Here is an 18,948-nt window from a genome sequence, read left to right as displayed (position 1 = left end):
TTCCTTATCCCTTTAACGGCTGTAATAGTGGCCGGAGATCACCGAACGCAACCTAAGTCTAACAGCGACCAATAACAGTGTCAGGATACTGGGCTAGCATGATTATACCATATTAACCCCACTGCCTTGACACCTGTAGGATAAATAGCGAAAATGGAGCGGAGGAGAAATGGCATCATCACAGGAGAATTTGCCAATGTGTTTCGGCTTCGAGCTCCTTAAGGGCGGTCAAACGACACCGCGAGTTGGCTTGATACATACCCCACACGGCGATGTTCCGACACCCGTTTTCATGCCCGTCGGTACCCATGGCACCGTCAAAACGCTTACCCCTCAGGAGCTACGGGGGGTTGGCGCTACGATCATCCTGAGCAACGCCTATCATCTCTACTTCCGACCTGGCTCAGAACTTATCGCCGCCCTCGGTGGGCTGCATCGCTTCATGTCCTGGACAGGCCCTATCCTGACGGATAGTGGCGGCTTTCAGGTCTTCAGTCTCGCCCACCTGGGGCGCACAAATAACGAAGGAGTCCTCTTTCGTTCACACCTCGACGGTTCCGAACATCTCTTCACCCCAGAGCGCGTTATCGCCATCCAGGAGGAGCTTGGGGCCGACATCATTATGGCCTTTGATGAATGTGCCCCACAGCCCTGCGATTTCGCCTATACAAGAGAAGCTATGGAGCGCACTCATCGCTGGGCGGAGCGCTGTCTACGTGCCAAACGCCGCCCTGATCAGGCCCTTTTTGGCATCGTTCAGGGTGGCACCATCACCGAGCTGCGACGGGAGAGTGCGCACTTTCTGTCTTCCCTGGACTTCCCTGGTTATGGCATCGGCGGTTTAAGCGTGGGTGAGCCAAAGGAGCTCATGCACGAAATGTTGGAGGAGACAAATGCCATTCTGCCGGCCAACAAGCCACGCTATCTGATGGGCGTCGGGTCGCCCGAGGATCTACTGGAATGTGTGGCCCGAGGAGTGGATATGTTCGACGTCGTCCTCCCCACCCGCGTGGCCAGGAATGGGGCACTGTTCGGTCGAGAAGGCAGGCGTAATATCCGCAATGCCATCTTCAGGTCCATGGATCAGCCCATCGAACCTGGTTGCGACTGCTATACCTGCCAGCACTTCAGTGCAGCTTATCTGCATCATCTGTTCCGTTGCGAGGAGATGCTAGGTTATCGCCTGGCCAGCATCCACAACCTAAGGTTTCTGATCAAGTTAATGGGAGAGATAACACAGACGATCCTCGCCGATAATTTCGCCGCTTACAAACAGGAATTTCTGGCCCATCATCGGGTGACAGATCAGCAGGTGAGAGTTGCCCAGAAACAGAGATGGATCGAATCTCAGCGAGCCAAAAACTGTGTCTTATAGGACGATCGCCTGGCTATAAATCTGCTCAAACTTGGGGGTGACCGCCTCCCAAGAATAGGTAGCAGCCTTCTCCTTAGCCCGTTGGCCGAGTCTGACGAGCTCATTCTCGTCCCTTGCCAGCGCTTCCAGAATGACTTCAGCAGCCTCTCCTGGCTGACTAAAATCAGCCAGGAAACCTAGATTGCCCCCCTCTAGAAGGGAACGAAATCGCTCACTATTGTGTAGCAAGGGTACCGTGCCAGTGCTCATCGCCTCAACTACAGCGATCCCGAACCCTTCGTACTCCGAAGCAGACACGAAGAGATGAGACTTGCTCAGGTACTCCTTTAACTCTTCCTCAGGACAGTAACCAGCGAAGATGACATTATCGCCGAGCCTCAGTCTATGCACCAGTGATTCCAGCTGAGGGCGTATGCCCAGCCAATCTGGGCCAACGATGACCAGGCGAACCTGGGAATATTTTGGCTTCACCCAAGCGATAGCCTCAATCAACCTGTCCAGGCGCTTATTCCAATCGGTGCGGCCAACGTACACCAGCAAACCCGGCTCTATCTTTTTCTTTACCTGGGCAAAATTCCAAAAATCCACACCATCTTCAATCAACTGTACTTTTTGAGGGGCAATTTGAGCGAAGAGACGAAGATCCTCCTCGCTGTCGCAGATGACCTTATCGGCAGCCTTGAGGGCCAGCCGCGTGATGGTGACGAAGTACAGTGGCTTCACCTTAAGGCGTGAGCCCCAGGCAGAATGGAAGAACCCGCCATGGGTAGAGACCACCAATGGCCTGCGGTGGATGGGCTTAGTGAGAGACAAGAAGTCGATGAAGAAATCTATAGCGTGAACGTGAATTACCTCGTAATCAGTCAAATAGGACAATACGCTGGGGGCTAAGATATAACGGCGTGGCCCGTAGTAGGGAATACGATAAATATTGATGCCCTCAAAACATTCGTAGGAGGAGAGCACTGCCCCTGAGCCAAAATCCCGGTTAAGGGTGACCACATCACTGTTATGTCCTCTGGCCACCAGCCCACGACAGAGATCAAGGGTGAACTTCTCGATGCCCCCAACGCAGGGATAAAACTGGCGAACGATGTGTAATATCCTCAACTACCGTGGCCCTCCTCGAATCTCTCACTGGCTCTCATTATAACACGGCCACTTTTTATTCGGCCTCACCTCTATTATTCCTACGCCAGAGAAAATGTAATGCAATTTCTCCCTTCGATAGGTCTTGTAGACGCTATAGCTTGCGCCCATATGCTTGTAGAACAAGAGCCCAACATTTCTCTCGCTGGATGGGGAGTGCAAAGTCCCCCGAAGGCGGATTTGGGGGGGCTATTCAACGTCCTCGAGACTAAATTTGCCTACCTTACGTCCTCTATGCTATAATGGCGGTCGTTTAAGAGGTTGAATTTGGAGGCAGAGGTTGGTCGATTTAGTCAAATCTGTAGAGGAACAACAACTCAAAGAGAGCGTGCCAGAATTCCATTCCGGCGATACAGTCCGGGTTCACTTCAAAGTCGTTGAAGGCAATCGGGAACGCACCCAAATCTTCGAGGGCATAGTGATGCGGCTGCGTCACGGCGGTCTCAATACCACCTTCACTGTTCGGCGTATTTCCCACGGTGTTGGGGTTGAACGAACCTTCCCCTTGCACTCCCCACGTTTGGCTAAAATCGAAGTGCTGCGACGCGGAAAGGTGCGACGGGCGCAATTGTATTATCTGCGAGGCCTAATTGGCAAGGCAGCACGGATCAAGGAGAAACGGTAGCAGAACAGCATCCTGAGGGGACAGCGACAGGATCATTGCCCCATCTTATAGAATGACTCAGGTACGTGAAAGTGACGAGGACTACCACGAAGGATTGCCGCCACCCAACAACACAGGAAGAGCTCTCTCTGTTGCGCATGGGTTACGATATAGTGGCCGGTATTGATGAGGCCGGTCGTGGTTGCCTCGCTGGGCCGGTTGTGGCTGCGGCCGTTATTCTACCACATCGTTGCTATCATGCCTTAGGGCGTTTAGAAAACGTGCGGGATTCGAAGCTGTTGACTCCAGAACAGCGCAAAGCGGCCCTTACCGAGATAGAAGCCGAAGCTATTGGCATTGGGGTGGGGGCGGTGTTGGCCGAGGTGATTGATGAGGTTGGTATCGTCGCTGCCACGAGGTTGGCTATGATAGCCGCGGTGAAGAACCTACCTCTGCGCCCAGATTTCCTCCTTATAGATTACTTAGGATTACCAGCTCTATCGATCCCCCAGAAATCAATAGTAGATGGCGATATGCTTTGCCTTTCGATTGCCGCTGCGTCTATCGTGGCCAAGGTAAGGCGGGATCGCCTGATGATCGAGCAAGATATCTGTTATGCTGGTTATGGCTTCGCTCGCCATAAAGGGTATAGCACCCCAGAACATCTACGGGCTTTAGCACGGCTCGGCGTATGTCCCCTTCACCGCCACTCGTTCGCCCCGGTGCGGGATATGCTTGACGATGAGAGAGAGTAATGGGTAGTCCACCACACCAGGTGGGACAAAAAGGGCGATTAGGGCGATTAGGAGAAGCGGTAGCAGCGGACTATTTGCTGTCCCATGGCTACGTCATACGCGAGAGAAACTTTCGTTGTCCCCTTGGCGAGATCGATATCGTAGCCATGGAACAAGATTGCCTGATCTTCATCGAGGTCAGAGCCCGCCAAGGGCAAGGATTTGGGGCTCCCGAGGAGTCGCTGACGAGGATCAAGCAGCGAAAGTTGCGGCAACTGGTCGAGTATTACCTGAGTGCTCAGCCCAACTCATTTCCATCCTATCGTATCGATGTCGTGGCGATCGACTTCGCGCCTGAGGGAGTCACCCAACGCATCGAATTAATAAAGAATGCCATCTGGGCAAAATAGCAAATGGCTCTGGCTAGGGGTGAAGCCAGTCATCCTTCATTTACAGATATAATGGTAATGATTTTGCAGGTAGAAGGCTAAGGCGATGAGTCTCGAATGGGATTTCACCCAGACATTGCACAGGCTCAAGGATAGCACCAGACCCCTTTCTATGGCTGGGTTGCAGGCGCTGTCAGCTCTATCAGCTCAGGATCTTATCCTCCTGAGACAAGCGTGGCCTGATATCGCTCTTGAACAGCGGCGCAAAATTGTGGCCTCCTTAGTCGAATTGGCTGAAGATAACGTGGAGCTAGACTTTAACGATGTATTTAAGTTTTGCCTCGAGGACAGCGATGCCGAAGTGCGTTTGCATGCTGTCGAGGGGCTTTGGGAAGACAACGCTTTTGACACAGCTGACCTGTTATTAGCCGTCCTGGGGAAGGACGCCTCTCCAATGGTACGCGCAGCGGCAGCCAGCTGTCTGGGACATTTCGTCTATTTGGCCGAGATGGAAAGACTAGATCCACCCACCAGTGCTAAGGTCAAGGAGTCCCTCCTCAGAATAATCTCCGATCAAAAGGAGCCAGTGGGAGTGCGTCGGCGGGCCGTTGAGTCCATCTCCTACTTGAGCGAGAATCAGATCAAGGAGATCATCGAGCGGGCGTATGCTGATCCAGACCCGAAGATGCACATTTCGGCCGTCTCCGGAATGGGGCGCAACTGTGATCCGCGTTGGCTAGAGACGATTTTTAAGGAACTAGACAACGCTGACCCAGAGATGCGCTATGAGGCAGCACAGGCCTGTGGGGAGATGGAGGATAGAAGAGCCATACCTCGCCTGAATGAGACGATTAAGGAAGACGAAGATCTCCAGGTGCGCTTGGCGGCCATCAGCGCACTGGGTAAGATCGGTGGACAGCTGGCGAAGGAGATCCTGGAACGCTGGGCCAATGGCCCTGATGAGCATCTTCGCGCTGCTGCCCAAGAAACCTTGGAGCAGATAGAAGTACTCGAGGATCCGTTGCACTTCCACCTAAACTGAAAGTCCCGAAACACTCCTCCCTACGTCCCCTTCTTCGTTCTCAACAGCCTTTCGCAATCTTGACCACAATTTTTGAATATGTTAGATTACGTACACCGTGGGATCCTGGACGCTTGAAACGCGTTTCAGGTATCTCTATTTTGTTCTTCATGATACCTGGAAAATATGCCTATTTTTGATACTGATAAAGGTGAGGTATGCGACGAGAGTTCAATGTAGCCATCGTAGGGGCTACCGGTTTAGTAGGACAAACCATGGCGGCGGTCCTGGAAGAACGCCGCTTCCCTGTAAAACATCTACGGCCTCTGGCCTCGGCCCGCTCGGCGGACACTGTTTTGCCCTGGAAGGGTAACACTTATACAATCGAGGAGGCCAAGGAAAATTCCTTCGCCGGGATCGATATTGCCCTCTTCTCGGCTGGAACCGAGGTAAGTCGCCAGCTTGCCCCTGAGGCCGCACGAGCCGGGGCGGTCGTGATTGATAACAGTGCCGCTTTCCGTATGGACGACGACGTGCCCCTGGTGGTACCTGAGGTTAATCCCAAAGATGTTGAATGGCAGCGAGGCATCATCGCTAATCCCAACTGTTCGACCATCCAGATGGTAGTGGCCCTTAATCCCATTCACAAGGCCAACCCCCTGAAGAGCGTTGTGGTCGATACCTATCAGTCCGTGTCGGGCACGGGGAGCGCAGCCCTAACTGAGCTACGAACACAGGCTAGGTTGATGCTCGACGACAAAGAGGATCAATTTAAGCCTGAGGTTTACCCTCATCCTATCGCTTTCAACCTTTTTCCTCATATAGATGTCTTCCTTGGGGATGGTTACTGTAAGGAAGAGTGGAAGATGATTCATGAGACGCGCAAAATAATGCACCTGCCTGACCTGCCGTTGGCCGTCACCACGGTGCGGGTGCCGGTGATGTTCGCTCATTCCGAGGCCGTACACATCGGACTGACCAAGGAGATGAGCCCAGAGGAAGTAAGGGCCATCCTGCGCGACGCGCCGGGGGTAGTAGTCCAAGATGATCCCCAGGTCGCCATCTACCCCACGCCCCTCTCTGCGGCTGGGCGAGATGGGGTATTCGTCGGGCGGATCCGTCGGAACGATGTCCTGCCGAATGGATTGAGCATGTGGGTTGTTTCAGATAATATTCGTAAAGGGGCAGCGCTTAACGCCGTACAGATCGCCGAGCTTCTGTGGCAAAGGGGGATCATCTGACGACGATGGCGCTGGTCGTGCAGAAGTATGGAGGCACCTCGGTCGGAACAGTTGAGAGGGTCAAGGCCGTAGCCCAACGTGTGGCCAAGACTAAGGCTGAGGGTAACGATCTGGTAGTTGTCGTCTCGGCTATGGGAGACACCACAGATAAGCTACTCGAGCTGGCTTACCAGACGGCACGCCGTCCCTCTCTACGGGAACTTGACCAGCTGCTGGCGACCGGCGAGGAGCAAGCGGTAGCCCTAGTAGCTATGGCCCTTGAGGACCTTGGCCTACCGGCTCTCTCTCTGAGTGGGGCCCAGGCTGGCATTCGCACTATAGGACGCTACGGCAAGGCACGGATAAGCCAGATCAGAACCGAAAGGGTGCGACGAGCCCTGTCCGCCGGACAGGTCGTTATTATTGCCGGTTTCCAGGGGGTGAACAGGCTCTCAGATGTGACTACCCTGGGGCGGGGTGGTTCGGATACAACGGCCGTAGCCATGGCCGCCGCATTGCGTGCAGACCGCTGCGAGATATATACAGATGTGGATGGGGTCTATACGGCTGACCCACGCCTTGTCCCCGAGGCGGCAAAACTGGAACGTATCTCCTATGAGGAGATGACAGAGCTAGCCTGGCGTGGAACAAAGGTGCTGCATCCCCGAGCCGTTGAGCTGGGGAAGCTCTACAACATGGAGATCATTGTGCGCTCCAGCTTCAACGATAATCCGGGCACTATCATTACTAAGGTGGACTCGATGGAGAAAATTAATACGATCAGTGGGATTGCTTACGATCTAGATGTAGCCAGGATCACCATTGCCGGTGTAAGGATGCAGCCTGACTCGCTCCATCAGATTTTTGGCCCGCTGGCTGTGGCTGAAGTGAGCGTAGATGTCATCGTTGAGAGCCGCGGCGAGAACCTTAGATCCGACGTCTCCTTCACCATATCAGAGAAGGAGCTACCACATGTCCTCCCGATCGTAGAAAAAGCGGCTGCGACGATAGGAGCCGGGGGCATCTCCTCCCAGGGAAACTTGGCTAAGGTGTCTATCATTGGTACGGGCATGCAGAATAGGCCTGGCTACGCAGCAAAGATGTTTAAGTCCCTGGCCATGGCCGGGATCAGCATCGAAATGGTGACCACCTCAGAGATACAAGTGACATGTGTGATCGCCAAGGATCGGGTTCAGGAAGCGGTTAGGCGTTTGCACAAAGACTTTGGGCTTGAGAAAGGGAGGTAACCAGGATGTTTAAGGGATCAGTCGTAGCCTTGATTACGCCCTTTAGGAATGGGCAAATCGATGAGAAAAAGCTGCGTGCGCTGGTTGAATTCCAGATCAAAAACGGCACCAGCGCTCTGGTGCCGTGTGGCACGACCGGTGAATCGGCAACGCTCGGTGGTGAAGAGCAGCAAAGAGTGATCGAGATCACTATAGAGGCTGCGGACCACCGGGTGCCGGTGATCGCTGGGACCGGGGCGAACGACACAGCCAAGGCGATCAAGCACACGCTGGCCGCTCAGAAGGTGGGCGCGGATGGGGCGCTACTGGTGACACCCTACTACAACAAACCAACCCAGGAGGGTCTATTCCGCCACTATGAGGCAGTGGCCAGGGAGACAAGTTTACCCCTCATTCTCTATAACGTCCCAGGACGAACAGGGGTGAACCTGTTGCCAGAGACGGTAGCGCGCCTGGCTAAGATTGAGAACATTGTTGGGATCAAGGAGGCTAGCGGTAACCTGGATCAGGTGAGCGCTATCGTGCATCTCTGCGGCCCAGACTTCGCCGTGCTCTCCGGCGACGACTCTTTAACCCTACCGATGATGGCCTTGGGTGGAGTGGGAGTAGTCTCGGTGGCCGCTAACATCGCCCCCCGCGAGGTAGCTGCGATGGTGGACGCCTTCCTGCGAGGAGATCCGCAGCGAGCTAAAGAGATGCACTACCAGCTATTCGATCTGTTCAAAGCCCTCTTTATCGAAACCAATCCGATCCCGGTCAAGACTGCAGCCGCTCTTATGGGGTTGTGCGAGCTCGAATTCCGCCTGCCTCTTTGTCCAATGTCTGAGACAAACTTAAAGAAGCTGAAGGAGACATTGGCTGCCTGTCAGTTGGTTCCCGTGGCTTAGGAGGGATGATGACCAGGATAGTGATCGTTGGCGTAGCTGGCAGGATGGGGCACCAGGTAGCGACCGCCGCTCTCCAAGACAAGGATATAGAGGTAGTGGGAGGGATAGAATCCTCCGCTCATCCCGATCTGGGCAAGGACATGGGGTTGCTTTGTGGGCAGGCACCGATAGGTGTTTTGGTCAGCGACAACCTGGCAGAGGCCCTGCGCCAAGCAGATACCATCGTTGAATTTACCAATCCAGCGGCGTCTATCGAGCATCTGCAAATAGTTACCCAATATGGAAAGGCAGCTGTCATCGGCACGACCGGTTTTGATACCGCCCAACTGGAAGCCATCCGGCAGATGTCCACCCATGTGCCGATCCTCTTATCACCGAATATGAGCATAGGGGTCAATGTGCTTCTTAGGATGGTGCCCTTGATAGCGCAGGCCTTGGGGAAGGACTACGATATAGAGATCATAGAAGCGCATCACCGGCATAAAAAGGATGCTCCTTCTGGAACAGCCCTGAAGTTGGGTGAGGCTATCGCCGCCGCGCTGGGTGCTGAGATGGACAAGATCGGGGTCTACGGTCGCAAGGGGATAGCCCCACGTGCCAGTGGAGAGATCGGCATCCACGCCGTGCGCGCCGGGGGCATCGTCGGCGAACACACCATTCTCTTTGCTAACGAGGGAGAGCAGATCGAGCTTTTGCACCGTTGTTATAGTCGCCAAACATTTGCCTTAGGAGCCATTCGGGCAGCAAAATACATCGTGCAACAACAGCCCGGGCTTTATTCCATGCAAGATATATTGGCTGCAGCGGTGGCTGAGGCATGACGGGAGCCTATTTCTACCATAATGGCCACCTCTATGGCGAGGGAGTTCGCCTGGCTGACATCGCCGAAGAGGTCGGAACACCAACCTATGTCTATAGCCAGGCCGCCATCACACATAGTTATCGGGAGATCGATCGCGCCTTTGCGGCCGTGCCACACATTGTTTGCTTTTCTCTCAAGTCGAACTCCAACCTGGCCATCAGTCGCCTATTAGCTGGGTTGGGAGCAGGGGCAGACATCGTCTCTGGGGGTGAGCTCTTCAAGGCGATCGAAGCCGGATTCGACCCGGGCAAGATCGTCTACGCCAGCGTCGGCAAGACTGTCCCCGAGATAGAATACGCTCTCCAGAACCGTATCCTGATGTTCAACGTTGAGTCTCAGGCGGAGATGGAGACCATCGCTGCCGTCGCTGAAAGGCTGCATTGTCGGGCGCCGATCGCCCTGCGCCTGAATCCTGATATAGAGGCGAAGACGCATCCTTATATCACGACGGGGATGAAGCAGTATAAATTCGGGATCCCCACTGAGGAAGCACTCACCCTCTACCAACAAGCTATGACGCTACCGAGCCTTGAGCCGGTTGGGATACAGATGCACATCGGCTCTCAGCTCTTGAAAGTGCAACCAATCGTAGATGCGGCGCGGAAGTTGCTTGAGGTATATGATCACCTAAGGGAGATGGGGTTAAGTCTCCGTTACGTGGACATCGGCGGTGGGCTTGGCATCACTTATCGGGATGAAGCGCCGGAGGGTCCACAGGTGTTGGCTAAGACGATTGTGCCTATGATCAAAGAAAGAGACTGCACTTTAATCGTCGAACCGGGACGGTTCATCGTGGGCAATGCCGGAGTTTTATTGACGCGGGTGCTCTACATTAAAAGAAACGAATTAAAAAAGTTCGTCATCGTTGACGCCGCGATGAATGATTTGATCCGACCCGCTCTCTACGATGCCTACCATGCTATCCTCCCCCTGGTGGAAAAGAGGGAAACCGAGGTAGTGGACGTAGTAGGCCCGGTGTGTGAATCAGGCGATTTCTTGGCCCGTGAACGAGAGATGGTCATAGTGGAACAAGGGGAACTACTGGCAGTGCAGAGCGCGGGGGCTTACGGCTTTTCGATGTCTTCAAATTACAATGCTAGACCACGTGCCGCTGAAGTACTGGTAAGCGGTGACCACTGGAAATTAGTTAGGAGACGGGAGACCTATGAGGATCTTGTGCGGGGGGAGGATCAGGCGTGATTAAGGTCAAGTTTTGCAAGATGCACGGTGTGGGGAATGATTTTATTCTGGTCGACGCGCAGGGTGAACCGAATCTTGATTGGAAAGACCTGGCCGTGAAGGTATGCGACCGTCATTTTGGTGTCGGAGCAGATGGTTTAATCGCCCTGGACACTTCAAAATCAGCCGACTTCAGGATGAGAATATTCAATCCTGATGGCAGCGAGGCAGAGATGTGTGGCAACGGCATCCGCTGTCTGGCCCGCTACGTCTACGATCGAGACTGGACAGAGAAAGGGCGATTGATCATCGACACCTTGGCCGGCCCAAAGGATATCTTCCTGAACATAGAGCACGGCGAGGTGCGGGGTATCACTGTCGATATGGGACGACCAGTCTTCGAGCCATCACGCATCCCAGTGAACCTGGAAGAAACTATCATTAAAGACTATCCCCTCGAGGTCGCTGGTAAGGCTTACCGGATTACTTGCCTTTCTATGGGTAATCCTCACGCCGTAATCTTTTTCCCCAAGCAGGGAGAGGTGGAAAGGCTAGCAGTGGAGCAGATCGGGCCACTTCTTGAAAAGCACCCTCTTTTCCCCCAGCGGACGAACGTAGAATTCTGCGCCGTGCTGGATCGCCGGACGATAAGGATGCGCGTTTGGGAACGGGGAGTTGGAGAGACCCTCGCCTGTGGCAGCGGGGCTTGTGCCAGCACCGTAGCGGCGCAAATCCATGGGTTAGTCGATCCCGAGGTCACGCTGATCCTTAACGGTGGAAACCTGGGCGTCCGCTGGTCTGGAAGGGACGAACCGGTCTATATGACAGGCGAGGCCAAGTACATCTGTCTAGGAGAATATTTCTATGAGCCAGGAGATTAAGATGGGTGTTCCTGTCTCTGTAGCTCAGCGACTCCAACAGATACCCCCTTATTTATTCCTGGAGATCGATCGCAAGAAAAAAGAGGTCGTCGCCAAAGGAGTAGATATCATCAATCTGGGCATCGGCGACCCGGACCTGCCGACACCACCCGAGATAGTCGAGGCCCTGGCCAGGGCGGCAGCTGATCCCCTCAATCAGCGCTATCCGGAATCAGAGGGCCTCCCTTCCTTCCGCCAGGCTTGCGCCGAGTGGTATAAGAGGCGTTTCTCCGTAGATTTGGACCCCGGAAGCGAGGTGTTGACCCTAATCGGGGCTAAAGAAGGGATCGGACATCTACCTCTAGCCCTCGTCGATCCGGGCGATATCGTCTTGATTCCAGATCCGGCGTATCCCGTTTACCAATCGGGAACCGTCTTTGCCAGCGGGCAGCCCTACTTTATGCCCCTTCTCCGCGAGAATGATTTCCTACCCGACCTGAAGGCCATTCCCCCCGAAACAGCGACCAGGGCCAAACTAATGTTTCTCAATTATCCAAACAACCCGACCGGCGCTGTAGCCCCCTCCGACTTCTACGCGCAGGTGGTAGAGTTCGCCCAGCGATACAATGTGGTGATCGCCCAAGATAACACCTATTCAGAGATAAGCTTCGATGGCTACCGCCCGCCCAGCTTCCTTCAGTCCCCGGGAGCTAAAGAAGTGGGCATTGAATTTCATTCCCTCTCCAAGACATTTAATATGACGGGCTGGCGAATCGGATTCGCCGTTGGCAAAGCAGAGATCATTGGGGCCCTAGGTAAAGTTAAGAGCAATCTAGATTCTGGGGCATTCCAGGCCGTCCAGCAGGCAGGGATCGTAGCCTTGAGTCAGGCAGAGTCCGTGGGGCAGGCAAACAGCCGAATCTACCAGGAGCGGCGTGACGTCCTGATCGTTGCCCTGTATGCGGCAGGTTTGGTCACAGAGAAAACCAAAGCTACCTTCTACGTCTGGGCACCCGTGCCGATGGGGTTCACCTCAGCCCAATTTGTTGCTTTTTTGATCGAAAAGGCCGGCATCGTTTGCACCCCAGGCAGTGGATTCGGTCCTCATGGTGAGGGCTATGTGCGAATGGCCTTGACAGCTGATACTCAGCGCCTGGCCGAGGCAGGACGACGCATCCAGGAGGCTCTACAGTAGTCTCATCATGAGGCTTCTATGGGTTATTAAGTAATACCCTTGAACCCCCGAGGGAGGACTAGAGGAGATCTGTGACCCTCTCTGAGGTAATAAGGTAAAGCCCGTCTGCCCCTTGCCCTTCGCATTTAAGCGTCTGCTGCATCTAGCGGCTGCTCTGCCGCCGAGCGCTTGACTCTAACCTTCCTGATGCGGCGGCCATCAGTGGAGATAACAGAGACGGTTACGTCGTCTACCTTCACCTCATCACCGGGTAGAGGTATCTTGCCTAGCCTGTTGTAGACGAGTCCACCAATAGTATCTACCTCCTCCTCATCAAGCTGAAGAGAGAGTATCTCATTGACGTCATGAACAGTGATGGCGGCATCGAAGATGGCTTCCTCCTCACTTATCTGTTGAATCTTAACCTCCTCGCGGTCGTACTCGTCCTGAATTTCCCCGACGATCTCCTCAAGCAAATCCTCTATGGTTACCAGTCCGGCCGTACCGCCATACTCGTCAACGACGATGGCCATGTGCACCTTTCGCTGCTGGAGCTCGCGGAGAAGCTCATCGATCTTTTTCGAATCTGGTATGAAATAGGCTGGACGCACGATCTCCTTCACTTTGATGGACAGATTGCTTTCCTGTACGTATTTGAAGATGTCTTTGACGTAGACGACACCGATTATGTTATCTATAGTCTCTTCGTACACCGGCACTCGAGAATAGCCATTATCGATGATATGGGGAAGGAGCTCAGCCAGAGTCATCTCCGCCTCAACAGCGAAGATGTCTATGCGTGGAACCATTATCTCTCGCGCTGTGGTCTCCTCCAGCTCGAAGACACCACGGATCATCTCTTTCTCATCCTCTTCAATAAGGCCTTCGCCTTCACGAGCCCCTACAAGTATCCGCAGCTCCTCCTCCGTAACCAGTGGACCATGAGTGGGCTTGAGTCCAAGGAACCTCTCAATCGAGCAGGTGGCGCCACTGAGCAATATAACGATTGGGCGCATGATGGTGGCCAGAACCTGCATTGGGCCAGCTACCCATAAGGAGGTTACCTCCGGATTATGCATGGCCAAACTTCTAGGCACCGCTTGACAGAAGACGAGAACGATCACGAAGGTCACAACTATAGCTGCAAGGTTAAGGTAATTGCCTGGTGCTAATCTCATCGCCAGGATAGTAGTAAAGCTGGCGGCGGTGATCATGGCGAGGGTATTGATAATTATTACCGTAGACCCCAAGACGACGGGGCTCTCCAGGAGCTCCTTCAAGGCCTGGCTGCGCGAGCCACGCAGCTCCAATTGATGTTGAATTCTAGTCTTGCTTATAGAGCGTACAGCAGTCTCCGCGGCAGCGGCGAAGGCCGCTAACAACAAGGCTACCACTACGACGGCCGCTTCGAACCACGTTTCAGAATCCAAGACGAATCAACTCCAAATGGTGCCAATGTGCGGGATGGTTAGCAGGAAGGCAACCCCTCAGATATTCTTCACCTTCCGCTTCACCCTGGCTGGCACCCCAACAACCAGGTGACCTGGGGGCACATCCTTGGTAACAACAGCTCCAGAACCGGTCACCGCCCCAGCTCCTACCCGTACCGGTGCTACCAGCAACGTATCACTGCCGATGGCTGCGTCATCCTCGATCACCGTGCTGCTCTTCCTCTTCGTCTCACTATCATAGTTGCAGGTCACAGTGCCCGCCCCAATGTTAGCGCGCTCACCGATGATGGCATCCCCCAAATAGCTGAAGTGATGCACCTGTGTCGCGCGGCCCAATCGCGACTTTTTGATCTCAGCAAAATTACCTACAAATACGTCAGCGGCCAGGTGAGCACCAAGACGCAGGTGAGAGAACGGACCGATATTAACCCCTTCGGCAACGCTAACCTCCTCCAGCATCGAAGCGACGATGCGGCAGCGGTCGCCAATACTAGAATCAATGACATGGCTATTGGGACCGATAAGGCAATCTTCGCCAATCCGCGTCTTTCCCTCCAGAAAGGTATTCGGGTAGATAATCGTATCTCGCCCTATCTGGACATCGGCATCGATGAAAATGGAGCTCGGCTGGATCAGGGTTACTCCGGAGAGCATCAAATCTCGGCGCACACGCCAGCGTAGCTCCTCTTCGGCCTCGGCAAGCTGTACGCGGTTATTGATTCCTTTAAGTTCAGCAAGATCGGTGACAGGACAGGTCTCTACAAGTTGCCTTTGACCAACGGCGATGCTGACCAGATCCGTCAGATAGTATTCTCCCTTGCGGCTGATAGGGAGGAGAGATAGGTTTTGCCATAGCCAATCAGCGGTAAAGCAATAGACACCACCGTTAACCTCTTTGATCAGTTTCTGCTCGGAGTTAGCTGCCTCCTCCTCAACGATGGCCATCATCCGCCCATCTGCGCTGCGCACGATCCGACCATAGCCGATGGGATCGTCGACCATGCCGGTAAGCATAGTTATGCAGGCCCTACTTTGGGTGTGAGTATCGCTTAGATGTTGAAGAGTAGCTCCACGGATCAAGGGCGTATCACCATAAAGCACCAACACTGTCTCAACCCTGCCCTGCAACCGTGATTGGGCTTGCCAAACGGCGTGTCCAGTGCCCAACGGTTCGTTTTGCTCGACGAAAGTGAGAGTGTCGCCAAGTGTTTGGCGCACCTGCCCCCCACCACGGCCGAGCACGACGACGACCTCTTTGGCATCGATAGACTGTACCGCCTCGAGGACATAGGTGATCATCTGTTTGCCGGCGAGACGGTGCAACACCTTAGGCAATTTAGAATTCATGCGTACGCCTTGTCCGGCCGCCAAAACTACGACCCCTATCACTGGCGCATCTCCTCTAAATAAATAATGGTTAATCCATCACTCACCGGAGCGTAGTCACCCTCGCTGGAGATGGCGACTATCCGTTTGTAACGCCATGGATTAACCATTGTTATCTAAGCTAGAATTGGTGCCACTCTCGTACGTGACAATAACATCCTCGCCAACAAGATGAGCCGCGACGACTTTCCTATGCAGACCTCTTTACCTCTGCCTGAGAACATACTAAGGGACGATCGTCTAAATGTCAAGTTTGGTGGGGCCGAAAGATTAGGGGAAGGATGATATCCTGTTTCACTTTCTGAAGCCAGGCAGCATTCTGGTTCAATCTCTCTTCGTCTGCCTCAATGGCTTCGCCCACTCGTCTCGGAGCGGTGCCCCCAGGACAATCCCGCGCTGCCACAGCTGTTTCTACCGTGATCTGATACACATCTTCTGCAAAAAGGGGGGAGAAACGGCGATAGTCCTCAATGGTCATATCTGCGAAGGTCCGGCCGTTAGCCAGGCACCAGGAGACCATCTTTCCGACCACCTCATGGGCTTGGCGAAAGGGTAGCCCCTGCCGTACCAGATAGTCGGCAATGTCTGTAGCTAAAGAGAAATCAGCCTCAGCCGCGGTGCGCATGCGCGTCGCACGTATCTTCATCGTTTGGAGCAAGGGACTAAAGATAGCTAGACACGAGAGCAAAGTATCAACAGTATCGAAAAGGGCTTCCTTATCCTCTTGCAAATCCCGATTATAGGATAAGGGAAGGGCCTTAAGCACCACCAGCATAGCAACCAGGTGGCCGTAGAGACGGCTGGTCTTGGCTCGCACCAGCTCAGCCACATCAGGGTTCTTTTTTTGAGGCATAATGCTGCTGCCAGTGCAGTAGGCATCGTCGAGCTCGATGAAGCCGAATTCGCTTGATGACCAAAGGATAAGATCTTCAGCCAGGCGTGACAGATGCATCATAGACAAACTAGCAGCAGCCAAATATTCAATGACGAAATCACGGTCGCTGACGGCGTCAATGCTGTTGCGACTTATGGAGGCAAAGTGTAGCTCCTGAGCTAGGCTCTCTCGATCGATCGGATAAGGAACGCCAGCCAGAGCTCCAGAACCAAGGGGCAAGACATCAGTACGCTGGTAGCAGTCCTGGAGACGTGCGATGTCTCGCTGGAACATCTCGAAATAGGCCAGGAGATGATGGGGCAGGAGAACCGGCTGGGCACGCTGCAAATGAGTATAGCCGGGTAAGATTACGTCGCAATGCTTCTTAGCCAGATCAAGAATGGCTTTTTGCAAACCGATGAGTCGCTCAACCGAGTCAGCGATCGCTTCTCGCAGATAGAGACAGAGGTCAAGGGCGATCTGATCGTTCCGACTGCGAGCAGTATGCAGTTTGCCTGCCAGATCACCAATCTTCTCTTGCAGGCGGGCCTCTATCGTAAGGTGGATGTCTTCCAGATCAAGGCAAAACTGCAATCGTCCACCCTCAATCTCGCCTAGGATCTCGTGCAGGCCAGCACAGATCGTCTCCGCCTCTTCAGAGGAGAGGATTTGCTGCTTAGCCAGCATGCGACAGTGAGCGATGCTGCCGGCGATGTCATAACGGTAGAGGCGCTGATCGAAGGGGATAGAGGCAGTAAATTCCTCAACCAGCCGGCTGGTATCCTTGGCAAATCTTCCACCCCATAACTTCATCTTGATCGCCTTTCAAACCTGATTCAAATGATCTTTAAGCTGAGAGGTGTTTAACGGCACCCCTCAGCTTAAAGACCCCAGCCTTTAAGACTTAAGCGGGAGAGAAAATGCCCCACGAACCTCGCCTAGAGAGGTATCATCCCTCTGGATTTCCCCTGATTCAAGGGTTTTTGATCCCCACCTCTGGAGGCATAATCTCAGGGATCTCAGCCGCTGGGGTGAAGAGCTGCACCTGGGCTTGTGTCTTCAAAGGCAATCCCCAGAGCTTAATGAAGCCCTCCGCCGCCCGGTAATCGAAGAGGTCGCCTTTGTCGTAGGTGGCTAAGGAATAGCTATACAGTGATTTTGGCGAATGGCGCCCCACTACCTGACTGGTTCCCCTAAATAGTTTCATCCTGATTGTGCCTGTCACGTGACGTTGTGAGCTGGCCACATAGGCGGCTAGATCCTGGTGAAGGGAAGAGAACCATAATCCGTTGTAGATAAGGTCAGCATATTCAGCCGCAACCTTGGACTTGAAGCGGGCAGCGTCCTTGGTCAGTGTTAAATCTTCCAGGCTCTGATGTGCCTTATGCAACACGACCGCGGCCGGGGCCTCGTATATCTCACGCGACTTGATACCGATGAGGCGATTCTCAATGTGATCAATGCGCCCTACGCCGTGTTCACCAGCCAAATAGTTCAGATTACTGATAAGCGACACTCCGTCCAGGCGTTTCCCATCTATGGCCACCGGGATGCCCTTCTCAAACTCTATTTCCAAGTAGAGCGGCTCCACAGGTGTATCCTCTATCCGACGCGTCCATTCGTATACCTCTTCAGGTGGTTCCGCCCAGGGATCTTCCAGGACGCCACACTCGATGCTCCGACCCCAAAGGTTTTGGTCAGTGCTGTAAGGGGAGCGCACCGTCGCCGGTACCGGTATATTGTGCTTAAGTGCATACTCTATCTCCTCCTCGCGTGACATCTTCCACTCCCTGATAGGAGCAATGACTCTCAGTTCAGGGGCCAGGGCGGTTACGGAGACGTCGAAACGGACCTGGTCATTGCCTTTTCCAGTACAGCCGTGGGCTACGGCTGTTGCCCCTTCTGCACGAGCCAGGTCAACCATCAGCTTAGCAATCAATGGTCGAGCCAGGGCTGTGGCCAAGGGATACTGGCCCTCGTAGATGGCCCCAGCTTGTAGCGCAGGGAAGACGAAATGGCGCACAAAAAGCTCCTTTGCATCTACAACCACGGCCTTGATCGCACCGATTTTTAATGCTTTCTCCCTGATCATTTCCAGGTCACGATCATTAGCCCCCAGGTCAACGGTAAGGGCTATCACCTCCAGGCTGTATTTTTCAGCCAGCCATCTGATAGCTACCGAAGTATCTAAACCGCCTGAATAGGCCAGGATTACCCTCTCCATACGTGTCTCCTCTCGATCATCGGCGTTCTCTGCCTCTTACCAATACTCTTTTAGTCCAGGAAGGTGATATCCAACATAGTTCAAGAATACGCCAATGTTAATATACCCCCTCTATTTTGTCAATTTGACAAGGAGGTCATGGGATGCAACACAACCCCCCTTCCAGTTCAGATACATGATGTACAGGGGTATGAGTAGTAGTCGTAGTATGAGGGAGGGGGTCTGGGGGAGGGAGACTCATAAGTTGGCCAAGTTGTGGATAAGTCCCATCCCCAGCCTAGCACAAGGGGAGAACCAGCTGGTACTATACAG

General features: G+C 53.8%; 17 protein-coding genes. 12 read left to right on the top strand and 5 right to left on the bottom strand.

All coding sequences use genetic code 11. The features are described 5' to 3' along the window. The first annotated feature begins 196 nt into the window (after positions 1–196). A complete protein-coding gene (tgt, locus tag M1136_04670; GenBank protein MCL5074934.1) occupies positions 197–1,375 on the top strand; it encodes a tRNA guanosine(34) transglycosylase Tgt in 1,179 nt (392 codons plus the stop codon). Here tgt and M1136_04665 read toward each other — a convergent pair. Beyond that, positions 1,370–2,485 carry a glycosyltransferase family 4 protein gene (locus M1136_04665; protein ID MCL5074933.1) on the bottom strand — a complete coding sequence of 372 codons (1,116 nt, stop codon included), beginning with the start codon at positions 2,483–2,485 and terminating at the stop codon, positions 1,370–1,372. The genes tgt and M1136_04665 overlap by 6 nt on opposite strands. Positions 2,486–2,804: 319 nt before the next feature. Here M1136_04665 and rplS point away from each other — a divergent pair, with 319 nt between their 5' ends. The 11 genes from rplS (at position 2,805) to M1136_04610 (ending at position 12,722) form a co-directional block, all read left to right on the top strand. Further along, positions 2,805–3,149 (top strand): 50S ribosomal protein L19, encoded by a 345-nt coding sequence (rplS, locus tag M1136_04660; protein MCL5074932.1) that lies wholly within the window; start codon positions 2,805–2,807, stop codon positions 3,147–3,149. 137 nt (positions 3,150–3,286) lie between these two features. Next, on the top strand, positions 3,287–3,883 hold the full coding sequence (locus M1136_04655; protein MCL5074931.1) for a ribonuclease HII: 597 nt from the start codon (positions 3,287–3,289) through the stop codon (positions 3,881–3,883). Continuing rightward, complete coding sequence (locus M1136_04650) at positions 3,883–4,272, top strand: YraN family protein (protein MCL5074930.1); 390 nt, start codon at positions 3,883–3,885, stop codon at positions 4,270–4,272. The genes M1136_04655 and M1136_04650 overlap by 1 nt, the downstream gene beginning before the upstream one ends. 85 nt (positions 4,273–4,357) lie before the next feature. Then, positions 4,358–5,293, top strand: coding sequence for a HEAT repeat domain-containing protein (locus M1136_04645; GenBank protein ID MCL5074929.1), 936 nt, complete (start codon positions 4,358–4,360; stop codon positions 5,291–5,293). Positions 5,294–5,490: 197 nt separating this feature from the next. After that, the gene (locus M1136_04640; GenBank protein MCL5074928.1) at positions 5,491–6,513 is read left to right on the top strand and encodes an aspartate-semialdehyde dehydrogenase; all 1,023 of its coding nucleotides are present in this window, start codon (positions 5,491–5,493) and stop codon (positions 6,511–6,513) included. 5 nt (positions 6,514–6,518) lie between these two features. Beyond that, complete coding sequence (locus M1136_04635) at positions 6,519–7,739, top strand: aspartate kinase (protein ID MCL5074927.1); 1,221 nt, start codon at positions 6,519–6,521, stop codon at positions 7,737–7,739. 5 nt (positions 7,740–7,744) lie between these two features. Beyond that, positions 7,745–8,626, top strand: coding sequence for a 4-hydroxy-tetrahydrodipicolinate synthase (dapA, locus tag M1136_04630; protein ID MCL5074926.1), 882 nt, complete (start codon positions 7,745–7,747; stop codon positions 8,624–8,626). Positions 8,627–8,631: 5 nt separating this feature from the next. Beyond that, positions 8,632–9,447 (top strand): 4-hydroxy-tetrahydrodipicolinate reductase, encoded by an 816-nt coding sequence (dapB, locus tag M1136_04625; GenBank protein ID MCL5074925.1) that lies wholly within the window; start codon positions 8,632–8,634, stop codon positions 9,445–9,447. Beyond that, complete coding sequence (lysA, locus tag M1136_04620) at positions 9,444–10,688, top strand: diaminopimelate decarboxylase (GenBank protein MCL5074924.1); 1,245 nt, start codon at positions 9,444–9,446, stop codon at positions 10,686–10,688. The genes dapB and lysA overlap by 4 nt, the downstream gene beginning before the upstream one ends. A gap of 20 nt (positions 10,689–10,708) precedes the next feature. Then, entirely contained in the window at positions 10,709–11,548 is an 840-nt protein-coding gene (gene dapF, locus M1136_04615) for a diaminopimelate epimerase (protein MCL5074923.1), read from the top strand. Then, complete coding sequence (locus M1136_04610) at positions 11,532–12,722, top strand: LL-diaminopimelate aminotransferase (GenBank protein ID MCL5074922.1); 1,191 nt, start codon at positions 11,532–11,534, stop codon at positions 12,720–12,722. The genes dapF and M1136_04610 overlap by 17 nt, the downstream gene beginning before the upstream one ends. A 125-nt stretch (positions 12,723–12,847) precedes the next feature. Here M1136_04610 and M1136_04605 read toward each other — a convergent pair whose 3' ends face one another. The 4 genes from M1136_04605 to M1136_04590 form a co-directional block, all read right to left on the bottom strand. Further along, on the bottom strand, positions 12,848–14,131 hold the full coding sequence (locus tag M1136_04605) for a hemolysin family protein (GenBank protein ID MCL5074921.1): 1,284 nt from the start codon (positions 14,129–14,131) through the stop codon (positions 12,848–12,850). A 57-nt stretch (positions 14,132–14,188) separates the two neighbouring features. Continuing rightward, on the bottom strand, positions 14,189–15,541 hold the full coding sequence (gene glmU, locus M1136_04600; GenBank protein MCL5074920.1) for a bifunctional UDP-N-acetylglucosamine diphosphorylase/glucosamine-1-phosphate N-acetyltransferase GlmU: 1,353 nt from the start codon (positions 15,539–15,541) through the stop codon (positions 14,189–14,191). A 244-nt stretch (positions 15,542–15,785) separates the two neighbouring features. Beyond that, positions 15,786–17,225, bottom strand: a complete 1,440-nt coding sequence (argH, locus tag M1136_04595) for an argininosuccinate lyase (GenBank protein MCL5074919.1) — start codon at positions 17,223–17,225, stop codon at positions 15,786–15,788. A gap of 160 nt (positions 17,226–17,385) precedes the next feature. Beyond that, positions 17,386–18,636 (bottom strand): argininosuccinate synthase, encoded by a 1,251-nt coding sequence (locus M1136_04590; GenBank protein MCL5074918.1) that lies wholly within the window; start codon positions 18,634–18,636, stop codon positions 17,386–17,388. Between the last annotated feature and the right edge of the window lie 312 nt (positions 18,637–18,948).

Source organism: Chloroflexota bacterium (assembly GCA_023475225.1).
Lineage (GTDB): Bacteria > Chloroflexota > UBA6077 > FW602-bin22 > JAMCVK01 > JAMCVK01.
The sequence above is the reverse complement of the archived record's forward strand: the minus strand, read 5'-3'. Positions and strand labels throughout refer to the sequence as shown.

Bases quoted from the DNA above. Each gene is read 5' to 3' on its own strand.
- dapA (MCL5074926.1), top strand. From the start codon at position 7,745: ATGTTTAAGGGATCAGTCGTAGCCTTGATTACGCCCTTTAGGAATGGG.
- M1136_04645 (MCL5074929.1), top strand. From the start codon at position 4,358: ATGAGTCTCGAATGGGATTTCACCCAGACATTGCACAGGCTCAAGGAT.
- dapF (MCL5074923.1), top strand. From the start codon at position 10,709: ATGCACGGTGTGGGGAATGATTTTATTCTGGTCGACGCGCAGGGTGAA.
- argH (MCL5074919.1), bottom strand. From the start codon at position 17,225: ATGAAGTTATGGGGTGGAAGATTTGCCAAGGATACCAGCCGGCTGGTT.
- dapB (MCL5074925.1), top strand. From the start codon at position 8,632: ATGATGACCAGGATAGTGATCGTTGGCGTAGCTGGCAGGATGGGGCAC.
- M1136_04640 (MCL5074928.1), top strand. From the start codon at position 5,491: ATGCGACGAGAGTTCAATGTAGCCATCGTAGGGGCTACCGGTTTAGTA.
- M1136_04610 (MCL5074922.1), top strand. From the start codon at position 11,532: ATGAGCCAGGAGATTAAGATGGGTGTTCCTGTCTCTGTAGCTCAGCGA.
- tgt (MCL5074934.1), top strand. From the start codon at position 197: ATGTGTTTCGGCTTCGAGCTCCTTAAGGGCGGTCAAACGACACCGCGA.
- M1136_04655 (MCL5074931.1), top strand. From the start codon at position 3,287: ATGGGTTACGATATAGTGGCCGGTATTGATGAGGCCGGTCGTGGTTGC.
- M1136_04635 (MCL5074927.1), top strand. From the start codon at position 6,519: ATGGCGCTGGTCGTGCAGAAGTATGGAGGCACCTCGGTCGGAACAGTT.
- M1136_04590 (MCL5074918.1), bottom strand. From the start codon at position 18,636: ATGGAGAGGGTAATCCTGGCCTATTCAGGCGGTTTAGATACTTCGGTA.
- M1136_04650 (MCL5074930.1), top strand. From the start codon at position 3,883: ATGGGTAGTCCACCACACCAGGTGGGACAAAAAGGGCGATTAGGGCGA.
- lysA (MCL5074924.1), top strand. From the start codon at position 9,444: ATGACGGGAGCCTATTTCTACCATAATGGCCACCTCTATGGCGAGGGA.